Genomic DNA, 12,613 nt, shown 5'->3' with positions numbered 1-12,613 from the left:
CACACATTGAATATTGAACATCGAACATATCGTTCTTTTGAAGGAAATTTAAAATGGCAAAAGGCAAGTTTGAACGGACCAAGCCGCACGTGAACGTCGGCACCATCGGTCACGTTGACCACGGCAAGACCACCCTGACCGCTGCAATCGCAACCGTTCTGTCGAAGAAGTTCGGCGGCGAAGCGAAGGCCTACGACCAGATCGACGCAGCGCCTGAAGAGAAGGCACGCGGCATCACCATCAACACCGCGCACGTCGAATACGAAACCGCGAACCGTCACTACGCGCACGTTGACTGCCCAGGCCACGCCGACTATGTGAAGAACATGATCACCGGCGCAGCCCAGATGGACGGCGCGATCCTGGTGTGCTCGGCCGCTGACGGCCCGATGCCGCAGACCCGCGAACACATCCTGCTGTCGCGCCAGGTTGGCGTTCCTTACATCATCGTCTTCCTGAACAAGGCTGACATGGTGGACGACGCTGAGCTGCTGGAACTGGTGGAAATGGAAGTCCGCGAACTGCTGTCGAAGTACGAGTTCCCTGGCGACGACCTGCCCATCGTGAAGGGTTCGGCCAAGCTGGCGCTGGAAGGCGACACCGGTCCCCTGGGCGAACAAGCCATCATGGCCCTGGCAGAAGCCCTGGACACCTACATCCCGACCCCGGAACGTGCCGTTGACGGTACCTTCCTGATGCCGGTGGAAGACGTGTTCTCGATCTCCGGCCGTGGCACCGTGGTGACCGGTCGCGTTGAGCGCGGCATCATCAAGGTCGGCGAAGAAATCGAAATCGTCGGTATCGCTGACACCCAGAAGACCACCTGCACCGGCGTGGAAATGTTCCGCAAGCTGCTGGACCAAGGTCAAGCTGGCGACAACGTTGGCGTGCTGCTGCGCGGCACCAAGCGTGAAGACGTGCAGCGTGGCCAGGTTCTGGCCAAGCCGGGTTCGATCAAGCCGCACAAGCACTTCACCGGCGAGATCTATGTTCTGTCGAAGGATGAAGGCGGCCGTCACACCCCGTTCTTCAACAACTACCGTCCGCAGTTCTACTTCCGTACCACCGACGTGACCGGTGCGATCGAACTGCCGAAGGACAAGGAAATGGTCATGCCGGGCGACAACGTGTCGATCACCGTGCAACTGATCAACCCGATCGCCATGGAAGAAGGCCTGCGCTTCGCTATCCGTGAAGGCGGCCGTACCGTCGGAGCCGGCGTGGTTGCCAAGATCTTCGACTGATCGTCGGATCAGCAGTAGCAGTACCCAGTAACACTAGTCGCATTTTTAACATCGCCGGGGATGATCCCCATCCCCGGTTCGTTCTTTAAAGGAAAATCATGTCGGTTCCTAGCCAAAAAATCCGTATCCGTCTGAAAGCTTTCGACTATCGTCTGATCGACCAGTCCGCACTGGAAATCGTTGACACCGCCAAGCGTACCGGCGCTGTCGTCAAGGGCCCGGTTCCCCTGCCGACCCGCATCCAGCGCTTCGACGTCCTGCGTTCGCCGCACGTCAACAAGACCTCCCGCGATCAGTTCGAAATCCGTACCCATCAGCGCCTGATGGATATCGTCGATCCGACCGACAAGACGGTTGACGCATTGATGAAGCTGGACCTGCCCGCTGGCGTTGATGTTGAAATCAAGCTGCAGTAATCAGCTGGCATAGTGTTGGAAAAGCGCACAACCTCGGTTGTGCGCTTTTGTTTTACGGGCTATAATGCTCGGCTTCGATGTGGGTTTTGCGTTTGCAAGACCCATAATTTATGGTAGTACGAACATCAGCCCCGCCCAATCGCAGGCGGGAATGGAGAAAACAATGAGCCTGGGCCTTGTTGGTCGCAAGGTTGGTATGATGCGCATCTTCACGGAAGATGGGGATTCGATCCCTGTGACCGTGCTGGACGTGTCCAACAACCGCGTGACTCAAATCAAAACGCCTGAAGTGGATGGTTATTCCGCTGTTCAGGTGACCTTCGGTCAACGCCGCGCTTCGCGCGTGGTGAAAGCCGCCGCCGGCCACTTCGCCAAAGCTGGCGTCGAGGCAGGTACTGTCCTCAAAGAATTCCGTGTTGACGCTTCCAAGGCTGCCGAACTGAAGGCTGGCGACGTCGTTGGCATCGGCATGTTTGAAGCTGGCCAGAAAGTCGACGTGCAAGGCGTGTCGATCGGTAAGGGCTACGCCGGTACCATCAAGCGTTACAACTTCTCGTCGGGTCGCGCGACCCACGGTAACTCCCGCTCGCACAACGTTCCTGGCTCCATCGGTATGGCGCAGGATCCGGGCCGCGTGTTCCCCGGCAAGCGCATGACCGGTCATCTGGGTGATGTCAAGACCACCGTCCAGAACCTGGAAATCGCCCGTGTGGACGCAGAGCGTCAGCTGCTGCTGGTCAAGGGTGCCGTTCCTGGCGCCAAGAACGGTCAAGTGATCGTTTCGCCGGCAGTCAAAGTCAAAGCGAAGAAGGGGGCTTAATAATGGAACTGAAGCTCCTGAATGACCAAGGTCAAGCTGCTTCGAACGTCGCCGCACCGGATACCATTTTCGGTCGTGACTACAACGAAGCCCTGATCCACCAGGTCGTGGTTGCCTACCAAGCCAACGCTCGTAGCGGCAACCGCAAGCAAAAGGATCGTGAAGAAGTCAGCCACACCACCAAGAAGCCCTGGCGTCAAAAGGGTACTGGCCGTGCACGTGCCGGTATGTCCTCGTCGCCTCTGTGGCGCGGTGGTGGCCGTATCTTCCCGAACTCGCCTGACGAAAACTTCACCCACAAGGTCAACAAGAAGATGTATCGCGCAGGTGTCTGCTCGATCCTGTCCCAGTTGGCTCGTGAAGGCCGCCTGTCGGTCGTCGAAGAGTTCGCCGTCGAAGCCCCGAAGACCAAGCTGCTGGCCCAGAAGTTGAAGGGCATGGGCATGGAATCGGTGCTGGTTATTACCGACAGCCTGGACGAAAAGCTGCTGCTGGCCTCGCGCAACCTGCCGGGCGTGCTGGTGGTCGAGCCGCGTCAAGCTGATCCCGTGTCGCTGGTGTACTTCAAGAATGTCTTGATCACCAAGCCGGCTCTGGCAAAGATTGAGGAGTTGCTGGCATGAACGCAATCGTGAAACATAGCGAAGAGCGCCTGATGAAGGTGCTGCTGGCACCGGTGATCTCCGAAAAGGCAACCTTTGTCGCCGAGAAGAACGAGCAAGTCGTCTTCCTGGTCGCCAAGGACGCCACCAAGCTGGAAGTCAAGGCCGCCGTCGAACTGCTGTTCAAGGTGGAAGTGGAATCGGTGCAAGTCGCCAACCGTCAGGGCAAGCAGAAGCGCTCGCGCAACGGTATGGGCCGCCGCAACCACACCCGCCGTGCTTTCGTCAGCCTGAAGCCGGGTCAAGAAATCAACTTCACCGAGGAGGCTAAATAATGGCACTCGTAAAAGTGAAGCCGACCTCGCCCGGTCGGCGCGGCATGGTCAAGGTCGTCAATCCCGACCTGTACAAGGGCCGTCCGCTGGCATCGCTGGTCGAAAAGAAGTCCAAGACCGCCGGCCGTAACAACAACGGCCACATCACCACCCGCCACATCGGCGGTGGTCACAAGCAGCACTACCGTGTTGTCGACTTCCGTCGCAACAAGGATGGTATCCCTGCCAAGGTTGAGCGTATCGAATACGACCCGAACCGTACCGCGCACATCGCACTGCTGTGCTACGCGGACGGCGAGCGCAAATACATCATCGCTCCCAAGGGCGTGTCGGTTGGCGATCAGCTGATCAGCGGTTCTGAAGCTCCGATCAAGTCGGGCAACACCCTGCCGATCCGCAACATCCCCGTCGGTACCACCATCCACTGCGTGGAAATGCTGCCGGGCAAGGGCGCGCAAATCGCCCGTACCGCTGGCGCCGCTGTCGTGCTGATGGCACGTGAAGGCACCTACGCCCAGGTTCGTCTGCGCTCCGGTGAAGTGCGTCGCGTTCACATCGAATGCCGCGCCACCATCGGTGAAGTCGGTAACGGCGAGCACAACCTGCGCAAGATCGGTAAGGCCGGTGCAACCCGTTGGCGCGGTGTGCGTCCGACCGTTCGTGGCGTTGTCATGAACCCGGTGGATCACCCGCACGGTGGTGGTGAAGGCAAGACCGCCGCTGGTCGTCACCCGGTTTCCCCGTGGGGCCAGCAGACCAAGGGCAAGAAGACTCGTAGCAACAAGCGTACGACTTCGATGATTGTCTCGCGTCGCGGCAAGAAATAAAGGATAAAACATGACACGTTCATTGAAAAAAGGTCCTTTCTGCGACGCCCACCTGGTGAAAAAGGTTGAGGCTGCCCAGGCGACCAAGGACAAGAAGCCGATCAAGACCTGGTCGCGTCGTTCGACCATCATGCCGGACTTCATCGGCCTGACGATTGCCGTGCACAATGGCAAGGCACACGTGCCGGTCTATGTGTCGGAAAACATGGTTGGTCACAAGCTCGGCGAATTCGCGCTGACCCGTACTTTCAAGGGTCACGCTGCCGATAAGAAGGCTAAGAAATAAGGTCCTATGATGGAAACTAAAGCTACTCTGCGCGGTGTGCACCTGTCGGCCCAGAAAGGCCGCCTGGTTGCAGACCTGATCCGCGGTAAAAAAGTTGATCAGGCACTGAATATCTTGGCCTTCAGCCCCAAGAAGGGCGCGGTCATCATCAAGAAGGTTCTGGAGTCCGCAATCGCGAACGCCGAACACAACGATGGTGCCGACATTGACGAGCTGAAAGTCAAGACCATTTATGTGGAAAAGGGTGCGGTCCTCAAGCGCTTCACGGCGCGTGCTAAGGGCCGTGGTGATCGTATTTCCAAGCAGTCGTGTCACATTTACGTGACCGTCGGAAACTAAGGAGTCACGATGGGACAGAAGATTCATCCAACCGGTTTCCGTCTGGCGGTTACGCGTAACTGGGGCTCGCGTTGGTATGCAGGCAACAACAACTTTGCCGACATGCTCAACGAGGACCTGAAGGTCCGTGCTTACCTGAAGAAGAAGCTGAAGAACGCTTCGGTTGGCCGAGTGGTCATCGAGCGTCCGGCCAAGAACGCCCGCATCACCATTTACAGCTCCCGTCCGGGCGTTGTGATCGGCAAGAAGGGCGAGGACATCGAAGTGCTGAAGTCGGCACTGGCCAAGCTGATGGGCGTGCCCGTGCACGTCAACATCGAAGAAATCCGCAAGCCGGAAGCCGATGCTCAGCTGATCGCTGACTCGATCTGCCAGCAGCTGGAAAAGCGCATCATGTTCCGTCGCGCCATGAAGCGTGCGATGCAGAACGCCATGCGCCTGGGCGCCCAAGGCATCAAGATCATGTCCTCGGGTCGTCTGAACGGCATCGAAATCGCACGTACCGAATGGTACCGTGAAGGCCGTGTGCCCCTGCACACCCTGCGCGCCGATATCGACTATGGCTTCGGCGAAGCTGAAACCACCTACGGCATCATCGGTGTGAAGGTGTGGGTCTACAAGGGCGATCGCCTGGCAAACGGCGAATCGCCGGTGCTGGTCGGCGAACCGGAAGACGACAAGAAGCGTCGTGGTCCCCGTCGTGACGACGGCAAGCCGGGTGCACGTCCCCGCTCCAAGACTGGTGCTCCTGGCGCCGGTGCAAAGCGTGGCGGTGGTCGTCCTCAAGCTGCCGATGCCGGTGTGTCGGCTGAGAAAGCAGGAGAATAATCATGCTGCAACCAGCACGTAGAAAATATCGTAAAGAACAAAAAGGTCGTAACACCGGCATTTCGCACACCCGCGGAACCGCCGTCTCGTTCGGCGATTTTGGTCTGAAGGCAACCGGCCGCGGCCGTATCACTGCCCGTCAGATCGAAGCTGCTCGTCGTGCGATGACCCGTCACATCAAGCGCGGTGGTCGTATCTGGATCCGCGTTTTCCCGGACAAGCCAATTTCCCAGAAGCCCGCAGAAGTGCGTATGGGTAACGGTAAGGGTAATCCGGAGTACTACGTGGCTGAAATCCAGCCGGGTAAGGTACTGTACGAGATGGACGGTGTGGACGAAGCCCTGGCGCGCGAGGCGTTCCGTTTGGCTGCTGCCAAATTGCCGCTGTCGACGACTTTCGTTGTTCGCCAAGTCGGTCAATAATTAGGAGCGGAACATGAAAGCATCTGAACTCCGCGGTAAGGACAAGGCAGGACTGGAAAAGGAACTGGGCGAGCTGTTGAAAGCTCAGTTCAGCCTGCGCATGCAAATTGCGACCCAGCAACTGAACAATACCGCACAGCTGAAGAAGGTACGTCGCGACATCGCACGTGTGAAAACTGTGATCAACTCGAAGGATGGCCAACAATGAACGATCAAGTGAAACAAGCGCTCAAGCGCACGCTGATTGGCAAAGTTGTGTCGGACAAGATGGATAAGACCGTCACTGTCGAAATCGAGCGTCAAATGAAGCACCCGCTGTACGGCAAGATCATCAAGCGCACCAAGAAGTACCATGCGCATGATGAGCAAAACACGGCGAAGGCCGGCGATGTGGTGGAAATCACCGAAAGCCGTCCGATCTCCAAGACGAAGGCGTGGACTGTGACCCGTGTGGTGCAGGAAGCACAAATCGTTTAAGCAGTAAAGGTAGTACTTGCGTGCTCGATATTATGGTGCCATAATATCGAGCTCTTTCTTTGCAAAACAAAGTTTGCAGAGGAAGACTCAAGAGTAGCTCTATTCGTCCCCTAACTAGCGAGTTCGCTTGCTAACAGGACCAAGACTGACCGCCAGCGCATCCTGCGAAGCGGATTAAGTTGGGAAAGAAAATATCATGATTCAAACTGAAAGCCGGCTCGAAGTGGCCGACAACACTGGTGCGCGCGAAGTTCTGTGCATCAAGGTCTTGGGTGGTTCCAAGCGCCGCTATGCGGGCATTGGCGATGTGATCAAGGTTACTGTCAAGAGCGCAGCACCGCGTGGTCGCGTCAAGAAGGGTGAAATTTATAACGCTGTCGTCGTTCGCACCGCCAAGGGCGTGCGTCGTCAGGATGGTTCGCTGGTCAAGTTCGATGGTAATGCTGCCGTCCTGCTGAACGCCAAGCTGGAGCCCATCGGCACCCGTATCTTTGGGCCGGTGACTCGTGAGCTGCGTACAGAGCGCTTCATGAAGATCGTCTCCCTGGCGCCTGAAGTTCTGTAAGGAGTGGTCATGGCAAAGATTCGTAAAAACGATGAAGTCATCGTGTTGACCGGCAAAGACAAGGGCAAGCGCGGTGTCGTGACTGCTCGCGTCGGGACCGATTATGTCGTCGTGGAAGGCGTGAACGTCGCAAAGAAGGCGACCCGTCCGAACCCGATGACGGGTGCAACTGGCGGCATCGTCGATAAGCTGATGCCAATTCATGTGTCGAACGTCGCGTTGTTCAACGCTGCGACCGGCAAGGCAGATCGTGTGGCTTACAAGGAAGTGGACGGCAAGAAGGTCCGCGCTTTCAAGTCCAACGGCGAAGTCGTTAAGGTTTAAACATCATGGCACGTCTTCAACAGTTTTATAAAGATAAGGTCGTCGCCGATCTGACTACGAAGTATTCGTACAAGTCGGTGATGGAAGTTCCGCGCATCCTGAAGATCACCCTGAACATGGGTCTGTCCGAAGCAGTTGCGGACAAGAAGATCATCGAGCACGCCGTTGGCGATCTGACCAAGATTGCTGGCCAGAAGCCGGTGGTGACCAAGGCTCGCAAGGCTATCGCAGGTTTCAAGATCCGCGAAGGCTACCCGATCGGTTGCATGGTGACCCTGCGTGGCGCCCGCATGTACGAATTCCTGGATCGTCTGATCACCGTGGCCCTGCCGCGCGTGCGTGACTTCCGTGGCGTGTCGGGTCGTGCGTTCGATGGTCGTGGCAACTACAACATCGGTGTGAAAGAGCAGATCATCTTCCCCGAAATTGAGTACGACAAGATCGATGCACTGCGTGGCATGAACATCAGCATCACCACGACTGCAAAGACCGACGACGAAGCGAAGGCGCTTCTCGCCGCATTTAAATTCCCGTTCAGAAACTGAGGATGCCATGGCAAAACTGGCACTGATTAACCGTGAACAGAAGCGCGCAGAAATGGTGAAGAAGTATGCTGCCAAGCGCGCCGAGTTGAAGGCTATTATCGACGACCAATCGAAGTCGGAAGAAGAGCGTTACGAAGCCCGCCTGAAGCTGCAGGCTCTGCCGCGTAACTCCGCTCCGACCCGTCAGCGCAACCGTTGCGCACTGACTGGCCGTCCCCGTGGTACTTTCCGCAAGTTCGGATTGGGCCGTATCAAGGTCCGTGAAATCGCCATGCGCGGCGAAATCCCGGGTTTGACCAAAGCTAGCTGGTAATAGGAGAAGAAGCAATGAGTATGAGCGATCCTATCGCCGATATGCTGACCCGTATCCGCAATGCGCAAGGCGTGAACAAGACTACCGTCGTCATGCCGTCTTCCAAAGTGAAGGTCGCCATTGCCAACGTCCTCAAGGACGAGGGCTATATCGAAGATTTCGCCGTTGTTGCCGCTGATGGCAAGGCTGAATTGAAAATCGGTTTGAAGTATTACGCTGGCCGTCCGGTCATCGAGCGCCTGGAGCGCGTGTCCCGTCCGGGTCTGCGCATCTACAAGGGCAAGGACGATATCCCCAACGTCATGAACGGCCTGGGTGTGGCAATCGTGTCCACCCCGCGCGGCGTGATGACTGATCGCAAAGCACGCGCAACCGGTGTCGGTGGCGAAGTGATTTGCTACGTGGCCTAAGGAGTGCAAGATGTCTCGTGTAGGTAAAATGCCTGTTGCACTGCCGAATGGCGCGGAAGCGACCATCACTGCAGAGCAAATCACCGTCAAGGGCCCGCTGGGCTCCTTGACCCAACCGCTGACCAAGAAGGTCAAGGTGGTCAACAACAATGGCTCGCTGAGCTTCGAAGTGGCTGATGACAGCCGCGAAGCCAACGCGATGTCGGGCACCCTGCGTGCTCTGGTCAACAACATGGTCAACGGCGTCACCAAGGGCTTCGAAAAGAAGCTGAACCTGGTTGGCGTGGGTTTCCGTGCACAAGCACAAGGCGACAAGCTGAACCTGTCGCTGGGCTTCTCACACCCCATCGTTCACCAGATGCCCGCCGGCATCAAGGTTGAGACCCCGACCCAGACCGAAATCCTGATCAAGGGTATCGATCGCCAGGTGGTTGGCCAGGTCGCCGCTGAAATTCGCGCGTACCGCGAACCCGAACCCTACAAGGGCAAGGGTGTGCGCTACGCTGACGAAGTGGTGACGCTCAAAGAAACCAAGAAGAAGTAATAGGGGTTGACGATGGACAAGAAACAATCTCGCCTGCGCCGTGCGACTCAGACTCGCGCCAAGATCGCAGAACTGAAGGTGAATCGTCTGGCTGTGCACCGTACCAACACGCACATCTACGCCAGCGTCATCGGCCCCGACGCCAACGTGCTGGCTTCCGCTTCCACCCTGGAAGCAGAAGTCCGCGCCCAGCTGGCAGGTCAGACCGGCAAGGGCGGCAATGCTGCCGCTGCTGCCCTGATCGGCAAGCGCGTGGCGGAGAAGGCTCTGAAGGCCGGTGTGACTGAAGTCGCATTCGACCGCTCCGGTTTCCGTTATCACGGTCGCGTCAAGGCGCTGGCTGAGGCTGCGCGTGAAGCCGGCCTGAAGTTCTAAGGATTATCGATCATGGCAAAAATGCAATCGAAAACGCAAAGCGACAAGCCTGATGACGGCATGCGCGAAAAAATGATCGCGGTCAACCGCGTCACCAAGGTGGTGAAGGGCGGCCGCATCATGGGTTTCGCAGCGCTGGCAGTGGTCGGTGACGGCGATGGCCGTATCGGCATGGGCAAGGGCAAGTCCAAGGAAGTGCCCGTGGCCGTGCAGAAGGCGATGGAAGAAGCTCGTCGCAAGCTGATCAAGGTGACCCTGAAGAACGGTACCGTGCAACACACCGTCATCGGCAAGCACGGCGCTTCGTCTGTGATGATCTCGCCGGCCAAGGACGGTACTGGCGTCATCGCCGGCGGTCCGATGCGCGCGATCTTCGAGGTGATGGGCGTGACCAACGTGGTGGCCAAGTCGACCGGTTCGACCAACCCCTACAACATGGTCCGTGCCACCCTGGACGGTCTGTCGAAGATGAACACTCCGGCTGAAATTGCTGCCAAGCGCGGCAAGTCGGTCGAAGAAATCCTGGGCTAAGGTGATCGAGATGGCTAACACAATCAAAGTCAAGCTGGTCAAGGGTCTGATCGGTACTCGTCAGGACCACCGCGCTACCGTGCGCGGTCTGGGTCTGCGTCGCGTCAACTCGGTGTCCGAACTGGAAGACACCCCGTCGGTGCGCGGCATGATCAACAAAGTGTCCTATCTTGTGAAAGTTGTGTCGTAAGCCTCGGCTTGCGAACGGAGCGAATCATGCAATTAAACACTATCCAACCCGCAGACGGCGCCAAGCACGCTAAGCGTCGCGTCGGTCGTGGTATCGGCTCTGGCCTGGGCAAGACCGCTGGTCGCGGCCACAAGGGTCAGAAGTCGCGTTCGGGCGGTTTCCACAAGGTCGGCTTTGAAGGCGGCCAGATGCCCCTGCAACGTCGTCTGCCCAAGCGCGGTTTCAAGTCGCTGGCTACGCCTTACAAGGCTGAAGTGCGCCTGTCCGACCTGGAAAAGCTGCCCGTCGCCGAGATCGACGTCCTGGCACTGAAGCAAGCCGGCCTCGTGTCGGAACTGGCTCGTGTCGTGCGTATCATCAAGGCTGGCGAACTGACCAAGAAGGTAACCGTCAAGGGTCTGATCGCAACCGCTGGTGCCAAGGCCGCTATCGAAGCTGCCGGTGGTTCCATCGCTGAGTGATCCGGTCCCGGAGCATTAATTGGCAACTACTCCTCAATTAGCAAAAGGTGCCGCAAAAGGATTCCCCTGGGGTCGTTTGTGGTTCCTGCTGGGGGCGTTGATCGTTTATCGCATCGGTGCACATATCCCGGTTCCGGGTATTGATCCGACGCAGTTGGCGCAGCTGTTCAAGCAGAACCAGGGCGGCATTCTGGGCATGTTCAACATGTTCTCCGGTGGTGCCCTGTCGCGCTTCACGATCTTCGCACTGGGGATCATGCCGTATATCTCGGCATCGATCATCATGCAGCTGCTGTCGGTGGTTTCGCCGCAGCTGGAAGCATTGAAGAAAGAGGGTGAAGCCGGTCGTCGCAAGATCACGCAGTACACCCGTTACGGCACCCTGGTGCTGGCGACCTTCCAGGCGCTGGGCATTGCGGTGGCGCTGGAATCGCAAGCCGGCCTGGTGCTGGATCCGGGTCTGGCCTTCCGTCTGACCACGGTGGTGACCTTGATTACCGGTACGATGTTCCTGATGTGGCTGGGTGAACAGATCACTGAACGTGGTCTGGGCAATGGCATCTCGATCATCATCTTCGCCGGTATTGCGGCAGGTCTGCCGAATGCTCTGGGTGGCTTGTTCGAGCTGGTTCGTACTGGTTCGATGAACGCCCTGTCGGCAATCCTGATCTGCGTGATCGTGGCTCTGGTGACGTTCCTGGTGGTCTTCATCGAACGTGGCCAGCGCAAGATCCTGGTGAACTATGCGAAGCGTCAGGTCGGCAACAAGATCTACGGTGGCCAGAGCAGCCACTTGCCGCTGAAGCTGAACATGGCTGGCGTGATTCCGCCGATCTTTGCATCGTCGATCATCCTGTTCCCGGCCACGATCACCAGCTGGTTCACCTCCGGTGATACGTCGAATCCCTTCATTCGTTTCCTGAAGGATCTGGCGGCATCGATGGCACCAGGCGAACCGATCCATGCCTTGCTGTATGCGGTGGCTATCGTCTTCTTCTGCTTCTTCTACACCGCACTGGTGTTCAACAGCAAGGAAACGGCAGACAACCTGAAGAAGAGTGGTGCTTTTGTTCCGGGTATCCGTCCGGGTGACCAGACAGCGCGTTATATCGACAAGATCCTGATGCGCCTGACCCTGGCCGGCGCCGTGTACATCACCTTGGTGTGCCTGCTGCCAGAGTTCCTGATCGCACGCTGGAAGGTGCCGTTCTACTTCGGTGGCACATCGCTGCTGATCATTGTGGTCGTGACGATGGATTTCATGGCCCAAGTGCAGAACTATGTGATGTCGCAGCAGTATGAATCGTTGCTCCGCAAAGCTAATTTCAAGGGTGGCATGACACCGCGATAAGCGGGCTCATGCTCCAAGGAAGAAGACACGGAATGGCAAAAGACGACGTTATTCAGATGCAGGGCGAGATTCTTGAAAATCTGCCCAACGCGACATTCAGGGTTAAGTTGGAAAACGGTCACGTTGTACTCGGCCATATTTCCGGCAAGATGCGCATGAATTACATCCGTATCCTGCCCGGCGATAAGGTAACGGTGGAACTGACGCCTTACGATTTGAGCCGGGCACGTATCGTGTTCCGAACCAAGTAACAGTGAAACATTGAAAGAAAGAGGGCCACAATGAAAGTGCTCGCATCAGTCAAGCGGATCTGCCGCAACTGCAAAATCATCAAGCGCAATGGTATCGTTCGTGTGATCTGCACCGAACCTCGCCATAAGCAGCGCCAGGGTTAACTTAACGTTATTG

General features: G+C 57.4%; 25 protein-coding genes. All 25 read left to right on the top strand.

Annotation, left to right across the window (positions count from 1 at the left end):
- Window positions 1-53: 53 nt before the first annotated feature.
- The 25 genes from tuf (at window position 54) to rpmJ (ending at window position 12,600) form a co-directional block, all read left to right on the top strand.
- Window positions 54-1,244, top strand: a complete 1,191-nt coding sequence (gene tuf, locus FYB76_RS16385; RefSeq protein WP_008334097.1) for an elongation factor Tu — start codon at window positions 54-56, stop codon at window positions 1,242-1,244.
- Window positions 1,245-1,342: 98 nt separating this feature from the next.
- Window positions 1,343-1,660, top strand: coding sequence for a 30S ribosomal protein S10 (rpsJ, locus tag FYB76_RS16380; protein WP_006464935.1), 318 nt, complete (start codon window positions 1,343-1,345; stop codon window positions 1,658-1,660).
- Between the two features lie 151 nt (window positions 1,661-1,811).
- On the top strand, window positions 1,812-2,480 hold the full coding sequence (rplC, locus tag FYB76_RS16375) for a 50S ribosomal protein L3 (RefSeq protein WP_013232185.1): 669 nt from the start codon (window positions 1,812-1,814) through the stop codon (window positions 2,478-2,480).
- Window positions 2,481-2,482: 2 nt separating this feature from the next.
- The gene (gene rplD, locus FYB76_RS16370; protein WP_006464933.1) at window positions 2,483-3,103 is read left to right on the top strand and encodes a 50S ribosomal protein L4; all 621 of its coding nucleotides are present in this window, start codon (window positions 2,483-2,485) and stop codon (window positions 3,101-3,103) included.
- The gene (gene rplW / locus FYB76_RS16365; protein WP_006464932.1) at window positions 3,100-3,417 is read left to right on the top strand and encodes a 50S ribosomal protein L23; all 318 of its coding nucleotides are present in this window, start codon (window positions 3,100-3,102) and stop codon (window positions 3,415-3,417) included. Before rplD ends, rplW begins: the two co-directional genes overlap by 4 nt.
- Window positions 3,417-4,244, top strand: coding sequence for a 50S ribosomal protein L2 (gene rplB, locus FYB76_RS16360; RefSeq protein ID WP_006464931.1), 828 nt, complete (start codon window positions 3,417-3,419; stop codon window positions 4,242-4,244). The genes rplW and rplB overlap by 1 nt, the downstream gene beginning before the upstream one ends.
- A 10-nt stretch (window positions 4,245-4,254) precedes the next feature.
- Entirely contained in the window at window positions 4,255-4,530 is a 276-nt protein-coding gene (gene rpsS / locus FYB76_RS16355) for a 30S ribosomal protein S19 (protein WP_006464930.1), read from the top strand.
- A gap of 6 nt (window positions 4,531-4,536) precedes the next feature.
- Window positions 4,537-4,869 carry a 50S ribosomal protein L22 gene (gene rplV, locus FYB76_RS16350; RefSeq protein WP_008334132.1) on the top strand — a complete coding sequence of 111 codons (333 nt, stop codon included), beginning with the start codon at window positions 4,537-4,539 and terminating at the stop codon, window positions 4,867-4,869.
- A 9-nt stretch (window positions 4,870-4,878) separates the two neighbouring features.
- Window positions 4,879-5,697: a 30S ribosomal protein S3 gene (gene rpsC, locus FYB76_RS16345; RefSeq protein ID WP_013232186.1), complete on the top strand. Its 819-nt coding sequence runs from the start codon at window positions 4,879-4,881 to the stop codon at window positions 5,695-5,697.
- Window positions 5,698-5,699: 2 nt separating this feature from the next.
- Window positions 5,700-6,119 (top strand): 50S ribosomal protein L16, encoded by a 420-nt coding sequence (rplP, locus tag FYB76_RS16340; protein WP_008334136.1) that lies wholly within the window; start codon window positions 5,700-5,702, stop codon window positions 6,117-6,119.
- Between the two features lie 13 nt (window positions 6,120-6,132).
- Window positions 6,133-6,327, top strand: coding sequence for a 50S ribosomal protein L29 (gene rpmC, locus FYB76_RS16335; protein ID WP_006464926.1), 195 nt, complete (start codon window positions 6,133-6,135; stop codon window positions 6,325-6,327).
- Window positions 6,324-6,596 (top strand): 30S ribosomal protein S17, encoded by a 273-nt coding sequence (rpsQ, locus tag FYB76_RS16330; protein ID WP_034333526.1) that lies wholly within the window; start codon window positions 6,324-6,326, stop codon window positions 6,594-6,596. The genes rpmC and rpsQ overlap by 4 nt, the downstream gene beginning before the upstream one ends.
- A gap of 196 nt (window positions 6,597-6,792) precedes the next feature.
- On the top strand, window positions 6,793-7,161 hold the full coding sequence (gene rplN, locus FYB76_RS16325) for a 50S ribosomal protein L14 (protein ID WP_006464924.1): 369 nt from the start codon (window positions 6,793-6,795) through the stop codon (window positions 7,159-7,161).
- Window positions 7,162-7,170: 9 nt separating this feature from the next.
- Window positions 7,171-7,485, top strand: coding sequence for a 50S ribosomal protein L24 (gene rplX / locus FYB76_RS16320; protein ID WP_088757384.1), 315 nt, complete (start codon window positions 7,171-7,173; stop codon window positions 7,483-7,485).
- A 5-nt stretch (window positions 7,486-7,490) separates the two neighbouring features.
- Window positions 7,491-8,030 (top strand): 50S ribosomal protein L5, encoded by a 540-nt coding sequence (gene rplE, locus FYB76_RS16315; protein ID WP_006464922.1) that lies wholly within the window; start codon window positions 7,491-7,493, stop codon window positions 8,028-8,030.
- A 7-nt stretch (window positions 8,031-8,037) separates the two neighbouring features.
- Window positions 8,038-8,343 carry a 30S ribosomal protein S14 gene (gene rpsN / locus FYB76_RS16310; RefSeq protein WP_008334139.1) on the top strand — a complete coding sequence of 102 codons (306 nt, stop codon included), beginning with the start codon at window positions 8,038-8,040 and terminating at the stop codon, window positions 8,341-8,343.
- 14 nt (window positions 8,344-8,357) lie between these two features.
- On the top strand, window positions 8,358-8,753 hold the full coding sequence (gene rpsH, locus FYB76_RS16305; RefSeq protein ID WP_006464920.1) for a 30S ribosomal protein S8: 396 nt from the start codon (window positions 8,358-8,360) through the stop codon (window positions 8,751-8,753).
- A gap of 10 nt (window positions 8,754-8,763) precedes the next feature.
- On the top strand, window positions 8,764-9,297 hold the full coding sequence (gene rplF / locus FYB76_RS16300) for a 50S ribosomal protein L6 (RefSeq protein WP_008334141.1): 534 nt from the start codon (window positions 8,764-8,766) through the stop codon (window positions 9,295-9,297).
- A 12-nt stretch (window positions 9,298-9,309) separates the two neighbouring features.
- The gene (gene rplR / locus FYB76_RS16295) at window positions 9,310-9,672 is read left to right on the top strand and encodes a 50S ribosomal protein L18 (protein ID WP_008334143.1); all 363 of its coding nucleotides are present in this window, start codon (window positions 9,310-9,312) and stop codon (window positions 9,670-9,672) included.
- 12 nt (window positions 9,673-9,684) lie between these two features.
- On the top strand, window positions 9,685-10,203 hold the full coding sequence (rpsE, locus tag FYB76_RS16290; protein ID WP_006464917.1) for a 30S ribosomal protein S5: 519 nt from the start codon (window positions 9,685-9,687) through the stop codon (window positions 10,201-10,203).
- Window positions 10,204-10,213: 10 nt separating this feature from the next.
- A complete protein-coding gene (gene rpmD / locus FYB76_RS16285) occupies window positions 10,214-10,393 on the top strand; it encodes a 50S ribosomal protein L30 (protein ID WP_006464916.1) in 180 nt (59 codons plus the stop codon).
- Window positions 10,394-10,419: 26 nt separating this feature from the next.
- Window positions 10,420-10,854, top strand: a complete 435-nt coding sequence (rplO, locus tag FYB76_RS16280; RefSeq protein ID WP_008334147.1) for a 50S ribosomal protein L15 — start codon at window positions 10,420-10,422, stop codon at window positions 10,852-10,854.
- A 19-nt stretch (window positions 10,855-10,873) separates the two neighbouring features.
- Window positions 10,874-12,205 carry a preprotein translocase subunit SecY gene (gene secY / locus FYB76_RS16275; protein WP_013232188.1) on the top strand — a complete coding sequence of 444 codons (1,332 nt, stop codon included), beginning with the start codon at window positions 10,874-10,876 and terminating at the stop codon, window positions 12,203-12,205.
- 32 nt (window positions 12,206-12,237) lie between these two features.
- Window positions 12,238-12,456, top strand: coding sequence for a translation initiation factor IF-1 (gene infA, locus FYB76_RS16270; protein ID WP_005663428.1), 219 nt, complete (start codon window positions 12,238-12,240; stop codon window positions 12,454-12,456).
- A 30-nt stretch (window positions 12,457-12,486) separates the two neighbouring features.
- The gene (gene rpmJ / locus FYB76_RS16265) at window positions 12,487-12,600 is read left to right on the top strand and encodes a 50S ribosomal protein L36 (protein ID WP_013232189.1); all 114 of its coding nucleotides are present in this window, start codon (window positions 12,487-12,489) and stop codon (window positions 12,598-12,600) included.
- Window positions 12,601-12,613: the final 13 nt, after the last annotated feature.

The sequence above is a fragment of the Herbaspirillum sp. CAH-3 genome (assembly GCF_009668275.1).
Taxonomy (GTDB): domain Bacteria; phylum Pseudomonadota; class Gammaproteobacteria; order Burkholderiales; family Burkholderiaceae_D; genus Herbaspirillum; species Herbaspirillum aquaticum.
This window is presented reverse-complemented; position numbering and strand designations above follow the sequence as displayed.